This is a genomic window from Xanthomonas sp. WHRI 10207, from assembly GCF_040202975.1.
Lineage (GTDB): Bacteria > Pseudomonadota > Gammaproteobacteria > Xanthomonadales > Xanthomonadaceae > Xanthomonas.
In genome coordinates, this window is record NZ_JBEGDX010000002.1 from 57,280 (window position 1) to 73,058 (window position 15,779).

A 15,779-nucleotide genomic window follows, 5' to 3' on the forward strand; every position below is an offset into this window, starting at 1 on the left:
TTGGCGCCGCCTTACACCCGCCAAGGACCCACTTACATGCGTGCCTATCGCCTTCTGATCGTGTCGCTGGCCTGCGGCCTGCTACTGAGCGCCTGCGGTGGCGCGGTCCGCCGCGTGTCCGAGCCGGCGGCCAGCATCCAGCAGCTGACCGTGCGTGCCGACGGCTCCTGGTCGGTGGATCTGCGCCTGCAGAACTACAGCAGCATCCCGATGCAGTTCGAGCGCGTGGCACTGGAAATTTCCGCCGGTGACCAGGTCGCCGGCAAGCTCGACCAAGCCGTGGGGATCTCGATCGGTCCGGAGACCGCCGACGTGGTGACCGTCACCCTGCAGCCAACGTCATTGGGCCGCATCACCGTGGCCGATGTGCTCGCCGGCGGCCGCTCGCTGCCGTACTCGCTCAAGGGCACGGTGTGGGCCACCCCGCAGGACAAGAAACAACGCGAGTTCGCGGTCGAATCGCGCAACACGCTCAGCCCGGCCCCCGGCCTCAACGGCGTGCTGCGCTGACGCGCACGCCTCCCGCATCCGCTTCGAAGGATCCCGCATGAGCAGCTATAACGCCCCACTGACCGATTTCCGCTTCGCCCTGCACGACGTGCTAGGTGCGGAAGCCTTGTTCGCCCGGCTCGGCTATGGCGACGCCAGCGCCGACATCATCGACGCAGTGCTCGAAGAAGCCGGCCGCTTCACCACCCAGGTGCTGGCGCCGCTCAACAGCGTCGGCGATGAAATCGGCTGCGCGTTCGACAAGAGCACCCACGCGGTCACCACCCCGCCCGGCTTTCGCGCGGCCTACGACCAGTTCGTGGCAGGCGGCTGGAACGGCCTGACTGCCGAGCCGGAGTTCGGTGGCCAGGGCATGCCGCACACCCTGGGCGTGCCGCTGAGCGAAATGATCAACGCTGCCAACCTGGCCTGGGGCAACTTCCCGCTGCTCTCGCACGGCGCCACCGAGGCGCTGCGCCAGCATGGCGAAGCGTGGCAGCAGGAGGTGTTCCTCAAGCCGCTGATCGATGGCCGCTGGACCGGCACCATGTGCCTGACCGAGCCGCATTGCGGCACCGACCTGGGCCTGCTCAAGACCCGCGCCGAGCCCAATGCCGACGGCAGCTACGCCATCACCGGCACCAAGATCTTCATCACCGCCGGCGAGCACGACCTCACCGACAACATCGTGCACTTGGTGCTGGCCAAACTGCCCGACGCCCCGCCCGGTGCCAAGGGCATCTCGCTGTTCGTCACCCCCAAGTTCAAGGTAGACCGCGACGGCACCGTGGGCGAGCGTAATGCGCTGCATTGCGGCTCGATCGAACACAAGATGGGCATCAAGGGGTCGGTGACCTGCGTGATGAACTTCGAAGGCGCGCAGGGCTATCTGGTCGGCCAGCCGCACAAAGGCCTGCAGGCCATGTTTACGATGATGAACACCGCGCGCCTGAGCGTGGGCCTGCAGGGCATCGGCCTGTCCGAGCGCGCCTATCAGAACGCCCTGCGCTACACCCGCGAGCGCCTGCAGTCGCGCGCGCTCAGTGGCGCCAAATTCCCCGACAAGCCGGCCGACCCGATCATCGTGCACCCGGACGTGCGGCGCATGCTGCTGACCATCAAGTCGCTGACCGAAGGCAGCCGCCTGCTGGCGCTGCATGCGGCCAGCCTGGTCGATGTGTCGCACCGCGGCGGCAGCGAACAGGAACGCGCCGATGCCGAGACCCTGGTGAGCTTCCTCACCCCGATCTCCAAGGCCTGCCAGACCGAATGGTCGATCGAAAATACTTACCACGCGCTGCAGTGCTTCGGCGGCCACGGCTATATCCGCGAATACGGCATGGAACAGCTGGCCCGCGACGCCCGCATCACCACCATCTACGAAGGCACCACCGGCATCCAGGCGCTGGATCTGATCGGCCGCAAGACCGCCGCCAGCCAGGCCGCCGGGCTCAAGCTGTTCCTGGCCGATGTGGAAACCTTCGCCAATGCGCAGGAAGGCAATGCCGCACTGGCCGAGTTCATCAAGCCCTTGCGCGACAAATGCAGCGAATGGGCCATGCTGACCCGCGATGTGCTGGACCGCGCCGCGCGTGATCCGGACGAACTGGGCGCCGCCAGCTACGACTATCTGTTCTATTCCGGCTACGTGGTGCTGGCGTACTGGTGGGCCCGCAGCGTTGCGGCGGCCGATGCATCCGCACACAGCGACGCTTTCAAGCGTGCCAAGCGCGAGACTGCGCGGTTCTACTTCGCCCGCATCCTGCCGCGCACATTGACCCACGCCGCCACCATTCGCAGCGGTGCCGCCCCGCTGATGACGCTGGAAGCGGAGCTGTTCGGCGAAGCCTGAGCCACGCCACATCGCGGGCTGCAGCCGTCGTAGGAGCGGCCCTGGCCGCGACGAGGCGGTACCGATCGACAAGACGTCGCGCCCAGGCGCGCTCCTACGGGCAACCATCGCAAGATTCTGCCGCTGTCGTAGGAGCGGACCTGGCCGCGATGAGGCGATACCGATCGACAAGACGTCGCGCCCAGGTGCGCTCCTACGGGCAAACATCGCGGGATTCTGCCGCTGTCGTAGGAGCGGACCTGGCCGCGATGAGGCGGTACCGATCGGCAAGACGTCGCGCCCAGGTGCGCTCCTACGGGTAACCATCGCGAGATTCCGTCGCTGTCGTAGGAGCGGACCTGGCCGCGACGAGGCGATACCGACCGACAAGGCCTCGCGCCCAGGTGCGTTCCTACAGGTAAACATCGCAGGATTCTGCCGCTGTCGTAGGAGCGGACCTGGCCGCGATGAGGTGGTACCGATCGGCAAGACGTCGCGCCCGGGTGCGCTCCTACGGGTAAACAGCGCAGGATTCCGTCGCTGTCGTAGGAGCGGACCTGGCCGCGATGAGGTAGTACCGATTGATTTCAGGTCGGCTCCGCCGCGAGAGAGCGTTGCAGACACGCCGGCACACCCTGAGTCATTCGTTGCAAGACACGCGCCAAGGCCGTTCGCTGCGATACACAAACTGTCAACGATCGGGTATAAGCTGTTTTCCCGATGGAGACAGACACGCACGTTCGTGATGTGATCGTCCCCGGAGGCATCCTTGCCCCGGTCGCGGGCAGCGCTGTCGCTGCGATCCAGCAACTTCCCACCTTGCGCCTGCTTTCCCTCGATGCACACGGCCGCGTGCTGGACTGGATCAACTGGCAAGATGCGGCCTGCCTGTATGCCCGCCGGGCGGTGTCCTGGACGCTGGGCGAGCCCTGCATGCAGATCCACGGTGGTATTTCGCGGCTGACCGGCGAGCGCAGCACGCTGGAGCTGCACCCGATCATCGCTGCGCGCGGCCACGCCCGTTCGCGCGCGCTGGACCCCACCCCGACCTTGAGCAACACCGCGTTGTTCGCACGCGATTCGCAGCTGTGCATGTACTGCGGCCAGCACTTCAGCCGCCCGCATCTGACTCGCGATCACGTCATGCCGGTTTCCAAGGGCGGGCGCGACAGCTGGGAGAACGTGGTCACCGCCTGCTTCCAGTGCAACTCGCGCAAGGCCAACCGCACGCCACAGCAGGCGCACATGCCGCTGCTGGCAGTGCCGTATCGGCCGAGTTGGATCGAGCATCTGATCCTGTCCAACCGCAACATCCTGTCCGATCAGATGGCCTTCCTGCGCGCGCAATTGCCCAAGCGTTCGAAGCTGTCGCTTTAGGGCTGCTGGGTGCGAGCACCCGCGACGACGCGCTGAACGACGCCCGCAATGCCAGCCACTGCAGCTGATGGCTGCGTGATCGGGAAAGCGGCTTGCGTGCCGGTAACGACGGTGGTCCTCCAGCAAAGGCTCGCCTGACCCTGCTTGCTTTTCACTCCACGCTGCGTTGCCTTCGCGGATTACGGCACACGGCTGGAGCCGCAACTCCGACCGACAGCATGCGCCCGCAACTGCCCACCCAAACTGCGCGCGACACACCAACAGCGACACCCACAAAGGCCGCGGTGCGCCGCCTGTAGTGATTGGTGCGAGGTGCGGTAAACACCACGACGCCCCGCCTCCCGGGTGCGGCAGATTGCCGCAGGCGCAAGCAAGGACCGCACACACCAGCAGCGACGGCGCGCCGGACCATCACCACCCGCTGACAGCTGAACCGGTTTGCTTGCCGGGCCTTCGCATGGGGAGGACAATATGGCTTCAGAACATTGACACGACGATGATCGATTCAACCCGCTATCCGCGCCTGTCGCGCATCCAGACCCCCGACGATCTGCGTAGCTTCGACGAGACCGAGCTCACGGCGATCGCGGAAGAACTGCGTTCCTACCTCATCGAGTCGGTGGGCAAGAGCGGCGGGCACTTCGCGGCCGGCCTGGGCGTGATCGAACTCACCGTCGCCCTGCACTACCTGTATCAGACCCCGGTCGATCAGCTGGTGTGGGACGTGGGGCATCAGACCTACCCGCACAAGATCCTCACCGGCCGTCGCGACCAGATCCATACGGTCAAGCAGAAGGACGGCGTGGCGCCGTTTCCCAAGCGCGAAGAAAGCATCTACGACACCTTCGGTGTGGGCCATTCGTCCACCTCGATCTCGGCCGCGCTCGGCATGGCGATCGCGGCGCAGCGCAATGGCGACGACCGCAAAGTCGTGGCGGTGATCGGCGATGGCGCGATGACGGCCGGCATGGTCTACGAGGCGCTCAACCACGCCGGTGGCATGAACCCGGAACCAAACCTGCTGGTGATCCTCAACGACAACCGCATGTCGATCTCCGAAGCGGTGGGCGGGTTGACCAAGATGCTGGGCCGCGCCAGCGGCAGCCGCACGCTCAACGCCATCCGCGAAGGCGGCAAGAAGATCCTCGGCGACAAGAAGAACAACCCGACTGCGCGCTTCGTGCGGCGCTGGGAAGAACACTGGAAAGGCATGTTCGTGCCGTCCACGCTGTTCGAGGAAATGGGCTTCCACTACACCGGCCCGATCGATGGCCACGACCTGCCCAGCCTGGTCGGCGCGCTGAAGACCCTGAAGACACTCAAGGGCCCGCAGCTGCTGCATGTCATCACCACCAAGGGCAAGGGCTACGAGCTGGCCGAAGGCGACCAGATCGGCTATCACGCGGTCGGCCCATTCGATCCGAGCAAGGGGCTGGTGGCCAAGACCGGCGCCAAGAAGCCCACCTACACCGATGTCTTCAGCGACTGGGTCTGCGACATGGCCGCCGCCGAGCCCAAGCTGCTGGTGATCACCCCGGCGATGCGCGAAGGCTCGGGCCTGGTGCGTTTCAGCAAGGAATATCCGCAGCGCTACTTCGATGTCGCGATTGCCGAGCAGCACGCGGTGACGCTGGCCGCCGGCATGGCGACTCAGGGCGCCAAGCCCGTGGTGGCGATCTACTCCACCTTCCTGCAGCGCGGTTACGACCAATTGGTGCACGACGTGGCGGTCCAGCAGCTGGATGTGCTGTTCGCAATCGACCGCGGCGGCGTGGTAGGCCCCGATGGCGCCACGCATGCCGGAAACCTGGATCTGAGTTTCCTGCGCTGCGTGCCGTACATGGTGGTGATGGCACCGGCCGACGAAGCCGAGTGCCGCCAGATGCTGAGTACCGGTGTGCGTTACGAAGGCCCGGCGGCGGTGCGCTACCCGCGCGGCACCGGCCCGGGCGTGGCATTGGACGCATCGCTGGCTACGTTGCCGATCGGCAAGGCGCAGTTGCGACACAGCGGCACGCGCATCGCGCTGCTGGGCTTCGGCGTGACCGTGGAAGCAGCAGAAGCAGTCGGCCGCGAACTGGGGCTGACCGTGGTCAACATGCGCTTCGTCAAACCGCTCGACAAGGCCATGCTGCTGGAGCTGGCCAAGACCCACGACGGCTTCGTCACCATCGAAGACAACGTCGTTGCCGGTGGCGCCGGCTCGGGCGTGGCCGAACTGCTCAATGCCGAAGCCATCACCATGCCCATGCTGCACCTGGGCCTGCCGGACAGCTTCCAGCACCACGCCAGCCGCGAAGACCTGCTGGCCGAAGCCTGCATCGACCAGACCGGCATCCGCGCCGCGGTGCTCAAGCGTTGGCCGCAGCTGATGGCCAGCAGCACACCACCGCGAAACGCCGCGGCGGGTTAAGCGCTGCGCTGCGCTATCCACACGACTGGGCTCGCCGGTCGTGTGGACACGTTGATAGGTGCGATTTCAGGTGACCCGTTTGTGCGCGACTTGCTCGCGTTGATTTTGGTCGAACGACGATTGCTCGCATCAGTGTGTTAGCCACGCCAAGGCGCGCGATGCGTTCTGCGTGTGACGTTTCCTGCGTGCCATGGATGATCTCGATGCGACGCCTGCGCGGCGACGGATACATCGCACCGGTTCGCTATGCAGGCGCAAGGCCGCTTGCAGACCCTGCGCGACTCGGTCACCGGCATCCGCAGCGACAGCGCTGAGGCTTACGCACTAAAGAAAGCATCACTTTCATCAGCAGCTGCACCACTGCGCATTGCACCTGCAAGATCAACGCACGCGATGCATCACGCCTGGGCTGCAATGCCGTCGATTCCGTCGTCGCTCGGCACAGTTCCCGTCTGCGCGAAGGCCTCCACCAGCCGCACGATGCGCGCTTGCGCCGCGATCTGCTGCAACTCCGTCTGCAAACGCAGCACGCCCGAGCGTGGACCAGCAGCCGCCAGCGCCGCGCCCAGCACCTGCGGCAATGCACTCAGCTCGCGCAGCCACGTTGCGGCACCTGCCACCTGCAGACGCGCAGCGTGATCGAACTGGTCGTAGTCCAGCGGATACACGATCGACGGCAATCCCGCGGCCAGGCAGGCATACAGAATGCCGGCACCGCCGTGGTGGATGACCAGATCGTAGCGATGCAGATGCTGCGCGTAATCCACATACGGCAGGCGCCGATAATTGCCCTGCCCATGCTGGTACGGCGCGGTCGTATCGCCATCGCTGAAGTGAAAGATCACCTCGGGAAACTGCGGCGCCAGCGCGCGCAGCACGCCATCCATGCGCTGCTTGACCCATTGCAGATGCGTGCCCAACGTAATCAGCACATGGCGATGACCAGGGACGAATTCGGGAGCCGCCACGGTCGATGGCGGCGTGCACAACTGCGGCCCGACAAAGCGCAGCGCCGCCGGCCAGCGCTGTGCGAATTCGAACGACGGCAGCCCCAACGCCAGAATGCACTGCGGCGAATACACCGCCTCGCTGCGATCGCTGCGGTAGAGCGCCGGCAAGCCGCAGGCACGCATCTGGTGCCGATAGCAGGCATGCAAGCTGCGTTTGAATCCGCGCGTAAGCCGCCTTGCCACCCCATGCCAGACACGCTGACGCATGCTGGTTGCAGGCAGCAACCCACCGAAATAGGCGGGCGGGCCGTCATGGGTTTCGATCACGCAGGGCGACGGCATGCTGGTCCACCACGCAATCCCCATGGCCTGCGCTGTCAGCCCGGCGCTGGGCAGGGTGAAATCGACGATGACCAGATCCGGCCGTCGCTCGCTCCAGCGCTGCTGCAATGCAGTGCCCACACGTGCCATCAGGCCGAGCGCATCGTGAAGCTGTCGGCGTAGACGCAACGGGTGATGGCCCACGGCGTGTGGCGGGTTGGCGATCTGCATCAAGATTCGATCGGCCTGCGCGTCCAGCACGCTTGCCGCGTACACCCCGCAGGCAGCGATACGCGCCTGCGCCGCCGGCGTGCTGATGACGTGGACGTCATGCCGGGCCGCGAGCTGGCGCGCAATGGCCAGAATCGGATGCAGATGGCCGCTGTACGGCGGCGCGATCAGATCAATCCGCATCTGCACCGCTCTGCACATGCTGCTCGACCTCCGCAACAAAGGCCTGGCAGCTGGCAAGCACCGCTGCATCGCGCAAATACTCCATATGACCGCAGGCCGGCGTCAGCTCAACCGCACCATCGAACAGCGCACGCGAGATCCGATCGCCCTGCCCTTGCACTACGCGCACGTGACCGAATGCAGCAGGCGTCCGACAGACCGGGCCGTACGCAAACACGGCCAGCCGCGCGCGTAGTGCCTGCGGCAACTGCAGTGCGGTCAGCAACTGCAGTCCGCAACTTCCGGCCAGCAGCACCGTCATCGGCGTCTGCTGCAGCAGTGCACTGACCCGCGCGCGATCAGCCTCTGCAACGCGACCGGCACGCGCCTGCAGATAGTGACGCGCATTGGACAGACTCGCGCGCCATAGCGGCATGCGCCGATGTGGAGCACTGTCCGGCCAGTACGGGTAATTGCACGCGATCAGTCGTCGGCGCGCGCCTTGCAGCGCGTGCAGAAATTCGTGTTGTTCTGCACTCAAGGCGCAACGTGCCGGGTCGCTTTGCCCGGTCAGGAAGGCGATCTGCAACAACGCGGCGTCACTGCGCACGGAAGCACCCGTTCGACAACACGCGGTAACGGCGGGTGCGCCAGCGAATGGTGCGCACCAACGCGGCATGCAGCAGATGCAGCGGTTGCAGACACTCGGCGCAGAGCGATAACAGCGGGCGATGGCGCACCGCACCGGTTGCACGCCATTGCACAGCGCAGAGCAGCACTGCGCGCAGCAATAACGTGACGACCACGCCTGCCCCCACCGGCCACGAAGGCCACACGCAGGCGCCGATCAACATGGCAACCAGCAACAACGGCGGCAAGCCCTGCAAGATGCCGATGGCGCTACGCGTGCGCAGACGTTGCTGCCGAAGCAGGATCAAGGCGAACAACATCCAGCGATGCATCTGCCGCGCGTAGCTGTGCAGATCCGGCATCGCGGTGCGCATCGCCACCGGCGCAGTGGATTGCCACAGCCGCCCACCGCGTGCGCGGACCAGCGTGGCAACCGCCAGATCGTCGGTCAGTTGCTCCAGCAACGTGGCAAAACCGCCCCAGGCACGCAGTTGCGCCGTGCGCGCGGCGTAGCACATGCCGTTGATGGTCAACGGCGCCGCGAACGGCAGCCAGCCCAGATAGGTGAGCGCGGCATTGTTGTTGACGAACTGCGACAGCAGGCGGCCTGCCAAGGTGTCGCTGTCGCAGTAATACGGCAACGCAGTCACCACGTCGGCGTCGCTTAGATCCTGCAATAGCTGCGACAGCGCGGCTTCGCTCAGCTGCGCATCGTCGTCCAGGATCAGGCAGATCGGCGTCTGCACCTGGGCAAGCACATATTCGAGCTTCCACGCCTTGGGATTGATGCTGGCCGGCGCCGCGGGCACCAGCATCCGGGTAATGCGCACCTGCGGGTACTGCATGATCAGCGCATCTGCGACCGTGTTTCCGGCCGCATCGTCCGCGTCCATCAGCCAAAAAAAATGCGCGGCTGGCAGCGCCTGCAGATTGGCCGCCAGCACACTCTGCAAATGCGCGTCACCGCCCAGAATCGGCTGCAGGATCGCCACCTCTGCCTGGGTACCGGCAAGACCGCGTGCTGGCCGTGCGCGCGCGTCACGCATGACCCACAGCGCCGCGCCCGTCTTCACCACCAGCAGGCTCAGATACAGCGCGGCCAATGCGAGCACGGCTACACCCACTGCGCCGCCTGCCAACGCACGAACGCCTCGATGCCCTCTTCCACGCCCACGCTGGGCGCCCCCAGATCGGCAAGCGTGCGTTGCGGATTGAAGGTCTTGGAGTAGGCAAACGCACCGACGCCAAACCGCGTGATCGGCGGCTCGCCGCGCAACCGCAGCACGCGATAAAGACCTTCCACCACGCTGGCCATGCGCAGCGCGGTGCCGATGCGCACTTCGCGGTGCGGCAACGGCAGTTGCAGGCGCGCCAGCACATCCAGCACCGTTTGCTGCAGATCCACCGGCTGTGCGTTGGTAAGGTTGTAGGCGCTCTGCAGCTGCGGTGCCGTGGCCGCGCGGTAGAGGTAGTCGCAGAGCGTATCGATATAGATCAGATCGCCGATCACCGGTTGGGTCTGGCCGACAAAGCGCGGCAACGCACCTTTGCGCGCAGCGGCGATCACACGCGGGAACAACACCGTGTCGCCCGGTCCGAATACCGCGCGCGGGCGCAACACCGATGCCTGCCCCGGATAGCGCTCCAGCAAGGTTTCGCCGAGGTATTTGGTGTGGGCGTACGTGTTGACGAAGTGCGGGCCGATGGGGCTGTTTTCATCCAGATCGTATTGATGCGCCTCGCGGTAAAACACCGAGCTGGAGGACACGTACAGCAAGCGTGGACAGCCGTTGCGCATGCAGAAATCGATGACATTGGCGGTGGCCTGCACGTTGTGCAGTTGGAACTGCGCGCGAGTCCCCCACGGGGATGCCAGTGCCGCGGCGTGGATCACCACGTCCGGCTGCCAGTCCAGCGAGAACGGTTGGCTCAGATCGATGCGGTGATAGTTGGGTAATTCGCTGGCACGACGCCCGATGCCGTGAATCTCCACACCGGGTTGTCCCTGGAAACGGCGCATGAAGGAGCCGCCGACAAAACCGGATGCGCCGGTCACGAGAATACGCAGGCTCATCGCCACTCCGGTTGGTAACGGTCAAGACTGGGTTGGCAATGCGAGGGCAGGATCGCCAACTCCGGATGCGCCTGCGACAACCCATGCAACTGCTGTACGGTGCGCTGGAAAGCGCTCCAGTCGTGCATCAGCAAACGGGTGGGCCACGCCGGCCACTGCAATGTTGCCCAGGTGGCCGACGACCACACCGCATCTGCGCAGAGCAGCACCTCGCGATCATGCTGGTCTCGTAGCCACAGGCCCATTTGTCCGGGTACGTGGCCGGGCAGCGGCACGGCAAGCACGCTACCGTCTTCGAACAGATCGTATGCGGTGCCCAGGCCCTTCCAGGCGCCGCTCAGCTCGCGCTGCGGCGCCTGCTCGGCAAACTGCAAGCGTTGATCGAAATCCGACGGCAGTAGCTGCGGCAGCAAGGCACGGCGCAATCCCCCCAGGCGCGAGCAACTGCGCAGCTGCTGGTAGTCCGCACGCAGACAGAGGAAGCGTGCGTTCGGCAGATCGCGCAAACCGCCTACGTGGTCGGCATGAAAATGCGAAATCAGGCACCAGGCAATGTCGTCCAGCTGCACGTCGCGCCGTGCCAGCTGCGCGCGCAGGGTTTCGTGCGTGGGCAGGGTCACCGGGGTGGTCCAGCGATACAGGCGCTCCGGCCAGGGATCGGTGGCCTGGAAAAAATGCGTGGCGTAGCCGGTGTCGTAGAGCAGCGCCCCACGCTGCGGGTGCCGGATCAACACACTCAACGCGGGAAATTCCACCGCATGCCAATGGCCGTCTGCACGCACCATGCGCTCGCAATGCCGGCAGTGGCCGACGCGCAAGAGTTCGAGAGAAACGCGCACGCGCATCAGTAGCGCAACACCATGCCGCCGATCGCCAGACCGGCGCCGGTGCCGAGCAGCGCAAACACGTCGCCGCGCTGCAGTTGCCCATCGACGCAGGCGTGATGCAAGGCATGCGGGAGCGAAGCGGCCACCTGGTTGCCGGTGGCGTGCAGGATGCGCACGACCTGATCGCTGCGTAGCCCCAGCGCGCGCACCACGTGATCCAGGCCGCCACCGGAGGCCTGATGCGGCACCAGGTAGCGCAGTTGCGCCGCGGTGATGCCGGCATCGTGCAGCAACTGTTCCCAGAATGCCGGCAGATGGCGCGCAGCAAAGCGGTAGGCACTACGACCATCCATCCAGAATGCGCGCGACGTATCCGGCGCGCTGTCCTGCTCATGCGCTGCGCGGGTACCGCCACCGCGAATGCGGCACACATCTGCGCCGCTGCCATAACTGGACAGGCGACTGGACAGCAAGGCCGAGCCGTCATCGGTGCTGCTACGCCCGACCACCACGGCCGCAGCGCCATCGCCGAACAGACCGGCGGTGGCGGGTATTGCCTCATCCAGACCGGCCGATGCCACTTCGCTGGAGACGATCAGCACGCGTTGGTAACGGCCTAGCGCCAGCGCATTGGCGGCCATGTCCAGCGCAACCACAAAGCTCAGGCAGGTTGCATTGACGTCGAAGGCAGGAATGCCGGAATCGCCCAGCCCCAATGCGCGCTGGATCAACACCGCCTGGCAGGGGATGGGCTGCTCCATCACGCTGCAGGCAGAGATCAGGCAATCGATCTGGCTGCTGTCGATGCCCGCGTTGGCCAATGCCTGCTGCGCGGCGGCGGCCCCCATCGACGATGCGGTCTCGCCCTCGCCGACGTAATGGCGCGTGGCAACTCCCAGGCGCGCAAAGGTGGTACCGGCCGGCAACTGCCAGCGCGCGTCCAGCGCGTGCGAAGTGACTTCCCTGGCCGGGAGGTGGCGCCCGGTACCGAGGATGCGCAGCGGCAGTGCGTTCAACGCGGAGCTCTCAGTGAACAAGGCGCGCAGCATACCGTGGCTGGCTAGGCTGGCCTAACCCGAGGTGACAGCGACAACGTGGCGGTGCGCACGAACGAACGATGACCGAAACAGCGGCCACTCAACTGCCGCCCGGCTGCAGCTGACGAGCCGGTGCACTGCGACCAGCGCCGCACGTCGCGATCCTGATTGCCCCCTCGCCCCGCCGGCAGCTCTACGACGAGCTCATGCGCGAGGGCGATCGCTCAAGGCGCTTCTACCTCGTACCCCAGCGCCTGCAAGCGCGCCAGATAGCCATCCGGCGTGGTCATGCGGCTGATCGGCAGTACCGCGAAGGTGCTGCGATTGCGTTGCAGCGCGGTGGTGGCGATGCCTAGCCAATGTTCGCGCATGCGCCGCTCCAGATCGTCGATGCCGCGTTTTCTGGCGGCGCCGGAGCTGGCCATCGCGCTCATACACGCCGCTTGCGGATCTTCGCGCGGCAATTGACGCAAGGCCTCGATATCGCCCACCGACCAGGCGTTGGCGCGCTCGACCATGGTCGGCAGATCGCGCTCCACCGTCACCAGGATGCTGCGAAAGCAGGCGGTGTCGTCCATGCCGCCGGCACGGAACTCCTTGAGCGCCTGACGCGGGTCCTTGATCTTGTAGTCCAGCGCGGTTGGCGTGGGCTTGATGCCTGCGCGCTTGGCCGCACGTTCCACCACCGACCAGATCACCGGCGAACGGGCCAGGCCGGAGCGCTTGATCGCCGCCTGATACAACTCGCCGGCCGCCAGCATCGGGCGTTTGCGCTCCACGCCACGATCGCTGCCGATGTAGCGCGCCTTGGCCACAGTCCACCGCGCATATAGATCGGCAGGCAACACATCGCGCAGTTCGCGGTCGTCTTCGTTCTTCATCGCCTTCATCGCCGATGGCAGCAAGGTCAGCTTGCCGAAGAAGCCCATGTCTGCATCGACCTGCACGGTTGGCGCCATCAGTACCTGCTGGGACTGGCCGATGATGGTTTCCACCTCGGCCGACTGCCATTGCAGCCGTTTCGGCAATGGCGACAAGGTGCCCAGGATCCACAACACGTGATCGCCCTTGCTGACCTTCCACAAGCCCGGGCCGGGCTGCACGCCGCGCACCACCATCGCCTCCAGGTCGACCACCGGCGGTGGCGCGGCCGCTGTTTGCGCCGCGGTCTCGCTGGCCGTCGCCAGCATCGATGCCAGCATCACGCCGGCGCCCCATAACGTTGCCCTGTATCGCATCACATGTCGCCCCTGTTTGAGGCGGACAGTACGCCAAGCCCGAGCGCGCCGCGTTAGGGAAGCGTTCGGCCGCACGCGGCACCGTGATCGATCAGCGTGGGGTGAGTGTGGCCAGGTGGGTGGCCAATGGCGAAGTGGCGTCGAGCAGCGCAAATCCCTCCCACACGAATCCCGGCGACACCGTGCAACCCACCAGGGTGAAGTCGCCCAGCGAACGTGCCGCCTGCCACTGCCCTGCGGGAACCACCTGCATCGGTTCGCCACGGTCGGCGGCGTCCAGAATCAAGCGCTGCAGCTGCCCGCTGGCTTCGTCGTAAATCAGCAATTCCAGCGCATCGCCTTGTTGCCAATGCCAGCTTTCCTCAGCATCTACACGGTGCCAGGCGCTGCATTCGCCGGCAGCGAGCAAAAAACGGATCGCGGTCAGCGCGGGGCGGAGCCGGCCGTTGTCGCTGACCTGACGCTCGGACGCATACACACGGCGAAAGTGCCCGCCTTCCGGATGCGGCGACAGGTCGAGCGAGCGGATCAGGGCGGCGGCAGTCGGATGCATGCGTGCATGCTAAGCCCAGACGCAGCCGCCATGCATCAGGGCAGGTGCTTGCCCGCGCGCAGACAGGTGCGGAAGAACACCAGCAGGTCCCAGCTATAGCGCTTGAGCAGACGGCGCGGCTCGTGGAGCAACCGGTACATCCATTCCAGATGCAGACGCTGCACCCAGTCCGGCGCGCGCTTGGCGGTGCCGGATAAAAAGTCGAGTAGCGCACCGACGCCGAACACCAGCGGCACATGCAGCGCCTGGCTGTGATCGAGAATCCAGCGCTCCTGCAGCGGATTTCCGAACGCCACCAGCAGCACATCGGCACCGGAACGGTTGATGCGCTCGGCCAGACCTTCGCCCGCCGCGGCAAATTCGCCGTAGCCATCGCACATGCCGACCACCTGCTGACCCAACCTATCGGTCAAGGTCGCCGCCGCAGTCTTGCCCACGCCAGGGCGTCCACCCAACAGGAAAAACTTGAGCGGTTGCGCAGCCTCGCGGCACAGATACGGAATCAGATCGGTGCCATTGAGGTTGCCGGCAAAGCGGCGGCCATGAATCAGCCGCGCCGCCAGATCCATCCCGATGCCGTCGTTGACGATCCGCACGCTGGGCTCACGCATGCGCATCCGTAGCGCCTGGCACTGCACCACAAAATTGGTGTTGGCGAAGAACACACGGCGTGGCTGTTGCGCGGCCACTGCATGGAACAGATCCAGCGCGAATGCCTCCTGCGTGGTGGACAACACCGGAAACCCGCCCAGCGGAATCACCACGCCTGGCGGCGTGGTGACGGCCGCAACAGTCGTTGTGTCACTGTCCACACGCTGGCCCTGCATCATCGAATCACCAAAGGTCGTAGGGGAATGCAGCCAGCAAACCGGCCTGCAGTTTTTCCAGATCGAACGCGCCGTTGCCGCCCAGTTTCAGACACTCTTCGACGTTGTTGCCCGAGTGCCACTGCGTGCGTCCGGTGCCGTAGTAGTAATCGTCGTACTTGAAGCGGTCTTCGCCATTGCCCCAGTCCAGATACACCGCCGGAATGCCATAGGCTTCAGCAAGAATCAGTCCGTGCAGCGAACTGCTGACCACCAGTTCGGCACCCAGCAGCTGGCTCATGAACGTTGCCGGCTTGACGTTGGGGAACACCAGGTGGTCTGCGTACGCGCTGTACTTTTCGACCGGCTCGTTGAAATGCGGAACGATCGCAAACGGACGCTTTTCCACCGCGCCCAATGCCTCGGCCGGGAAGAACATCGGGGTCAGCAAACCCGGGTCGCCATAAACTTCCGGCACCGCGATGCCACGGTCCAGCAGAAATTGACGGGTCTTGGGCCCGCGCACCGCACGCACGTCGAGCGTGCTGAAGGTATTGCGCTCGGCCGGAATCTTGCCGTTGATGCCGCTGCCCCAGACGGTGTCGCCGTCTTTGGCAAAATGCAGCACCGACCCGATCGCGATGAGCTTCTTGCTGAGATCGCGCTTCTCGATCAGGGTCTTGTCCTGCAAGGAGAGCGCGCAGGACACGATCACCTTGGACAGGTGATCCCCCATGTTGACGCCAGCGTTTTTCGGCTGCCACCAGAACAATGCGCGACGTTCTGCGTGTTCTATCCACTTCTGCAGCAAAGCGTTGGCCATAAAGAGAGGTCTCCTGT

Annotated in this window: 14 protein-coding genes; 4 read left to right on the forward strand and 10 right to left on the reverse strand. The window is 65.3% G+C overall.

What is annotated here, in order from left to right; genetic code table 11:
* The first annotated feature begins 36 nt into the window (after nucleotides 1-36).
* From ABQU90_RS05855 to dxs, 4 genes are all read left to right on the forward strand, one after another.
* Nucleotides 37-510 (forward strand): LEA/WHy family protein, encoded by a 474-nt coding sequence (locus ABQU90_RS05855; RefSeq protein ID WP_323523478.1) that lies wholly within the window; start codon nucleotides 37-39, stop codon nucleotides 508-510.
* 37 nt (nucleotides 511-547) lie between these two features.
* The gene (locus ABQU90_RS05860; RefSeq protein ID WP_323523479.1) at nucleotides 548-2,341 is read left to right on the forward strand and encodes an acyl-CoA dehydrogenase C-terminal domain-containing protein; all 1,794 of its coding nucleotides are present in this window, start codon (nucleotides 548-550) and stop codon (nucleotides 2,339-2,341) included.
* A gap of 699 nt (nucleotides 2,342-3,040) precedes the next feature.
* A complete protein-coding gene (locus ABQU90_RS05865; protein WP_115554037.1) occupies nucleotides 3,041-3,697 on the forward strand; it encodes an HNH endonuclease in 657 nt (218 codons plus the stop codon).
* Nucleotides 3,698-4,193: 496 nt separating this feature from the next.
* Nucleotides 4,194-6,110 carry a 1-deoxy-D-xylulose-5-phosphate synthase gene (gene dxs, locus ABQU90_RS05870; protein WP_115528095.1) on the forward strand — a complete coding sequence of 639 codons (1,917 nt, stop codon included), beginning with the start codon at nucleotides 4,194-4,196 and terminating at the stop codon, nucleotides 6,108-6,110.
* 398 nt (nucleotides 6,111-6,508) lie between these two features.
* On the opposite strand, the gene ABQU90_RS05875 is transcribed toward dxs, so the two are convergent.
* The 10 genes from ABQU90_RS05875 to ABQU90_RS05920 form a co-directional block, all read right to left on the reverse strand.
* On the reverse strand, nucleotides 6,509-7,795 hold the full coding sequence (locus ABQU90_RS05875) for a glycosyltransferase (RefSeq protein WP_323521149.1): 1,287 nt from the start codon (nucleotides 7,793-7,795) through the stop codon (nucleotides 6,509-6,511).
* On the reverse strand, nucleotides 7,785-8,453 hold the full coding sequence (locus tag ABQU90_RS05880) for a hypothetical protein (RefSeq protein WP_323521150.1): 669 nt from the start codon (nucleotides 8,451-8,453) through the stop codon (nucleotides 7,785-7,787). The genes ABQU90_RS05875 and ABQU90_RS05880 overlap by 11 nt, the downstream gene beginning before the upstream one ends.
* Nucleotides 8,374-9,528: a glycosyltransferase gene (locus ABQU90_RS05885; protein WP_323521151.1), complete on the reverse strand. Its 1,155-nt coding sequence runs from the start codon at nucleotides 9,526-9,528 to the stop codon at nucleotides 8,374-8,376. The genes ABQU90_RS05880 and ABQU90_RS05885 overlap by 80 nt, the downstream gene beginning before the upstream one ends.
* Nucleotides 9,519-10,478, reverse strand: coding sequence for an NAD-dependent epimerase/dehydratase family protein (locus ABQU90_RS05890; protein ID WP_323521152.1), 960 nt, complete (start codon nucleotides 10,476-10,478; stop codon nucleotides 9,519-9,521). Before ABQU90_RS05890 ends, ABQU90_RS05885 begins: the two co-directional genes overlap by 10 nt.
* Nucleotides 10,475-11,323 carry an MBL fold metallo-hydrolase gene (locus tag ABQU90_RS05895; RefSeq protein WP_323521153.1) on the reverse strand — a complete coding sequence of 283 codons (849 nt, stop codon included), beginning with the start codon at nucleotides 11,321-11,323 and terminating at the stop codon, nucleotides 10,475-10,477. The genes ABQU90_RS05890 and ABQU90_RS05895 overlap by 4 nt, the downstream gene beginning before the upstream one ends.
* Nucleotides 11,323-12,354: a 3-oxoacyl-[acyl-carrier-protein] synthase III C-terminal domain-containing protein gene (locus ABQU90_RS05900; RefSeq protein ID WP_323521154.1), complete on the reverse strand. Its 1,032-nt coding sequence runs from the start codon at nucleotides 12,352-12,354 to the stop codon at nucleotides 11,323-11,325. The genes ABQU90_RS05895 and ABQU90_RS05900 overlap by 1 nt, the downstream gene beginning before the upstream one ends.
* Nucleotides 12,355-12,566: 212 nt before the next feature.
* Complete coding sequence (locus ABQU90_RS05905; protein WP_055851538.1) at nucleotides 12,567-13,580, reverse strand: TraB/GumN family protein; 1,014 nt, start codon at nucleotides 13,578-13,580, stop codon at nucleotides 12,567-12,569.
* Nucleotides 13,581-13,671: 91 nt separating this feature from the next.
* Complete coding sequence (locus ABQU90_RS05910) at nucleotides 13,672-14,133, reverse strand: cupin domain-containing protein (protein ID WP_115513289.1); 462 nt, start codon at nucleotides 14,131-14,133, stop codon at nucleotides 13,672-13,674.
* A 35-nt stretch (nucleotides 14,134-14,168) separates the two neighbouring features.
* Nucleotides 14,169-14,963, reverse strand: coding sequence for a WecB/TagA/CpsF family glycosyltransferase (locus ABQU90_RS05915; RefSeq protein WP_161963906.1), 795 nt, complete (start codon nucleotides 14,961-14,963; stop codon nucleotides 14,169-14,171).
* A 4-nt stretch (nucleotides 14,964-14,967) separates the two neighbouring features.
* Nucleotides 14,968-15,762 carry a polysaccharide pyruvyl transferase family protein gene (locus ABQU90_RS05920; RefSeq protein ID WP_055851527.1) on the reverse strand — a complete coding sequence of 265 codons (795 nt, stop codon included), beginning with the start codon at nucleotides 15,760-15,762 and terminating at the stop codon, nucleotides 14,968-14,970.
* Between the last annotated feature and the right edge of the window lie 17 nt (nucleotides 15,763-15,779).

What these genes read in the sequence shown, in the direction of transcription:
- ABQU90_RS05855 (WP_323523478.1), top strand. Translation starts at nt 37, where the DNA reads ATGCGTGCCTATCGCCTTCTGATCGTGTCGCTGGCCTGCGGCCTGCTA.
- ABQU90_RS05860 (WP_323523479.1), top strand. Translation starts at nt 548, where the DNA reads ATGAGCAGCTATAACGCCCCACTGACCGATTTCCGCTTCGCCCTGCAC.
- ABQU90_RS05865 (WP_115554037.1), top strand. Translation starts at nt 3,041, where the DNA reads ATGGAGACAGACACGCACGTTCGTGATGTGATCGTCCCCGGAGGCATC.
- dxs (WP_115528095.1), top strand. Translation starts at nt 4,194, where the DNA reads ATGATCGATTCAACCCGCTATCCGCGCCTGTCGCGCATCCAGACCCCC.
- ABQU90_RS05875 (WP_323521149.1), bottom strand. Translation starts at nt 7,795, where the DNA reads ATGCGGATTGATCTGATCGCGCCGCCGTACAGCGGCCATCTGCATCCG.
- ABQU90_RS05880 (WP_323521150.1), bottom strand. Translation starts at nt 8,453, where the DNA reads ATGCCGCGTTGGTGCGCACCATTCGCTGGCGCACCCGCCGTTACCGCG.
- ABQU90_RS05890 (WP_323521152.1), bottom strand. Translation starts at nt 10,478, where the DNA reads ATGAGCCTGCGTATTCTCGTGACCGGCGCATCCGGTTTTGTCGGCGGC.
- ABQU90_RS05895 (WP_323521153.1), bottom strand. Translation starts at nt 11,323, where the DNA reads ATGCGCGTGCGCGTTTCTCTCGAACTCTTGCGCGTCGGCCACTGCCGG.
- ABQU90_RS05900 (WP_323521154.1), bottom strand. Translation starts at nt 12,354, where the DNA reads ATGCTGCGCGCCTTGTTCACTGAGAGCTCCGCGTTGAACGCACTGCCG.
- ABQU90_RS05905 (WP_055851538.1), bottom strand. Translation starts at nt 13,580, where the DNA reads ATGCGATACAGGGCAACGTTATGGGGCGCCGGCGTGATGCTGGCATCG.
- ABQU90_RS05910 (WP_115513289.1), bottom strand. Translation starts at nt 14,133, where the DNA reads ATGCATCCGACTGCCGCCGCCCTGATCCGCTCGCTCGACCTGTCGCCG.
- ABQU90_RS05915 (WP_161963906.1), bottom strand. Translation starts at nt 14,963, where the DNA reads ATGATGCAGGGCCAGCGTGTGGACAGTGACACAACGACTGTTGCGGCC.
- ABQU90_RS05920 (WP_055851527.1), bottom strand. Translation starts at nt 15,762, where the DNA reads ATGGCCAACGCTTTGCTGCAGAAGTGGATAGAACACGCAGAACGTCGC.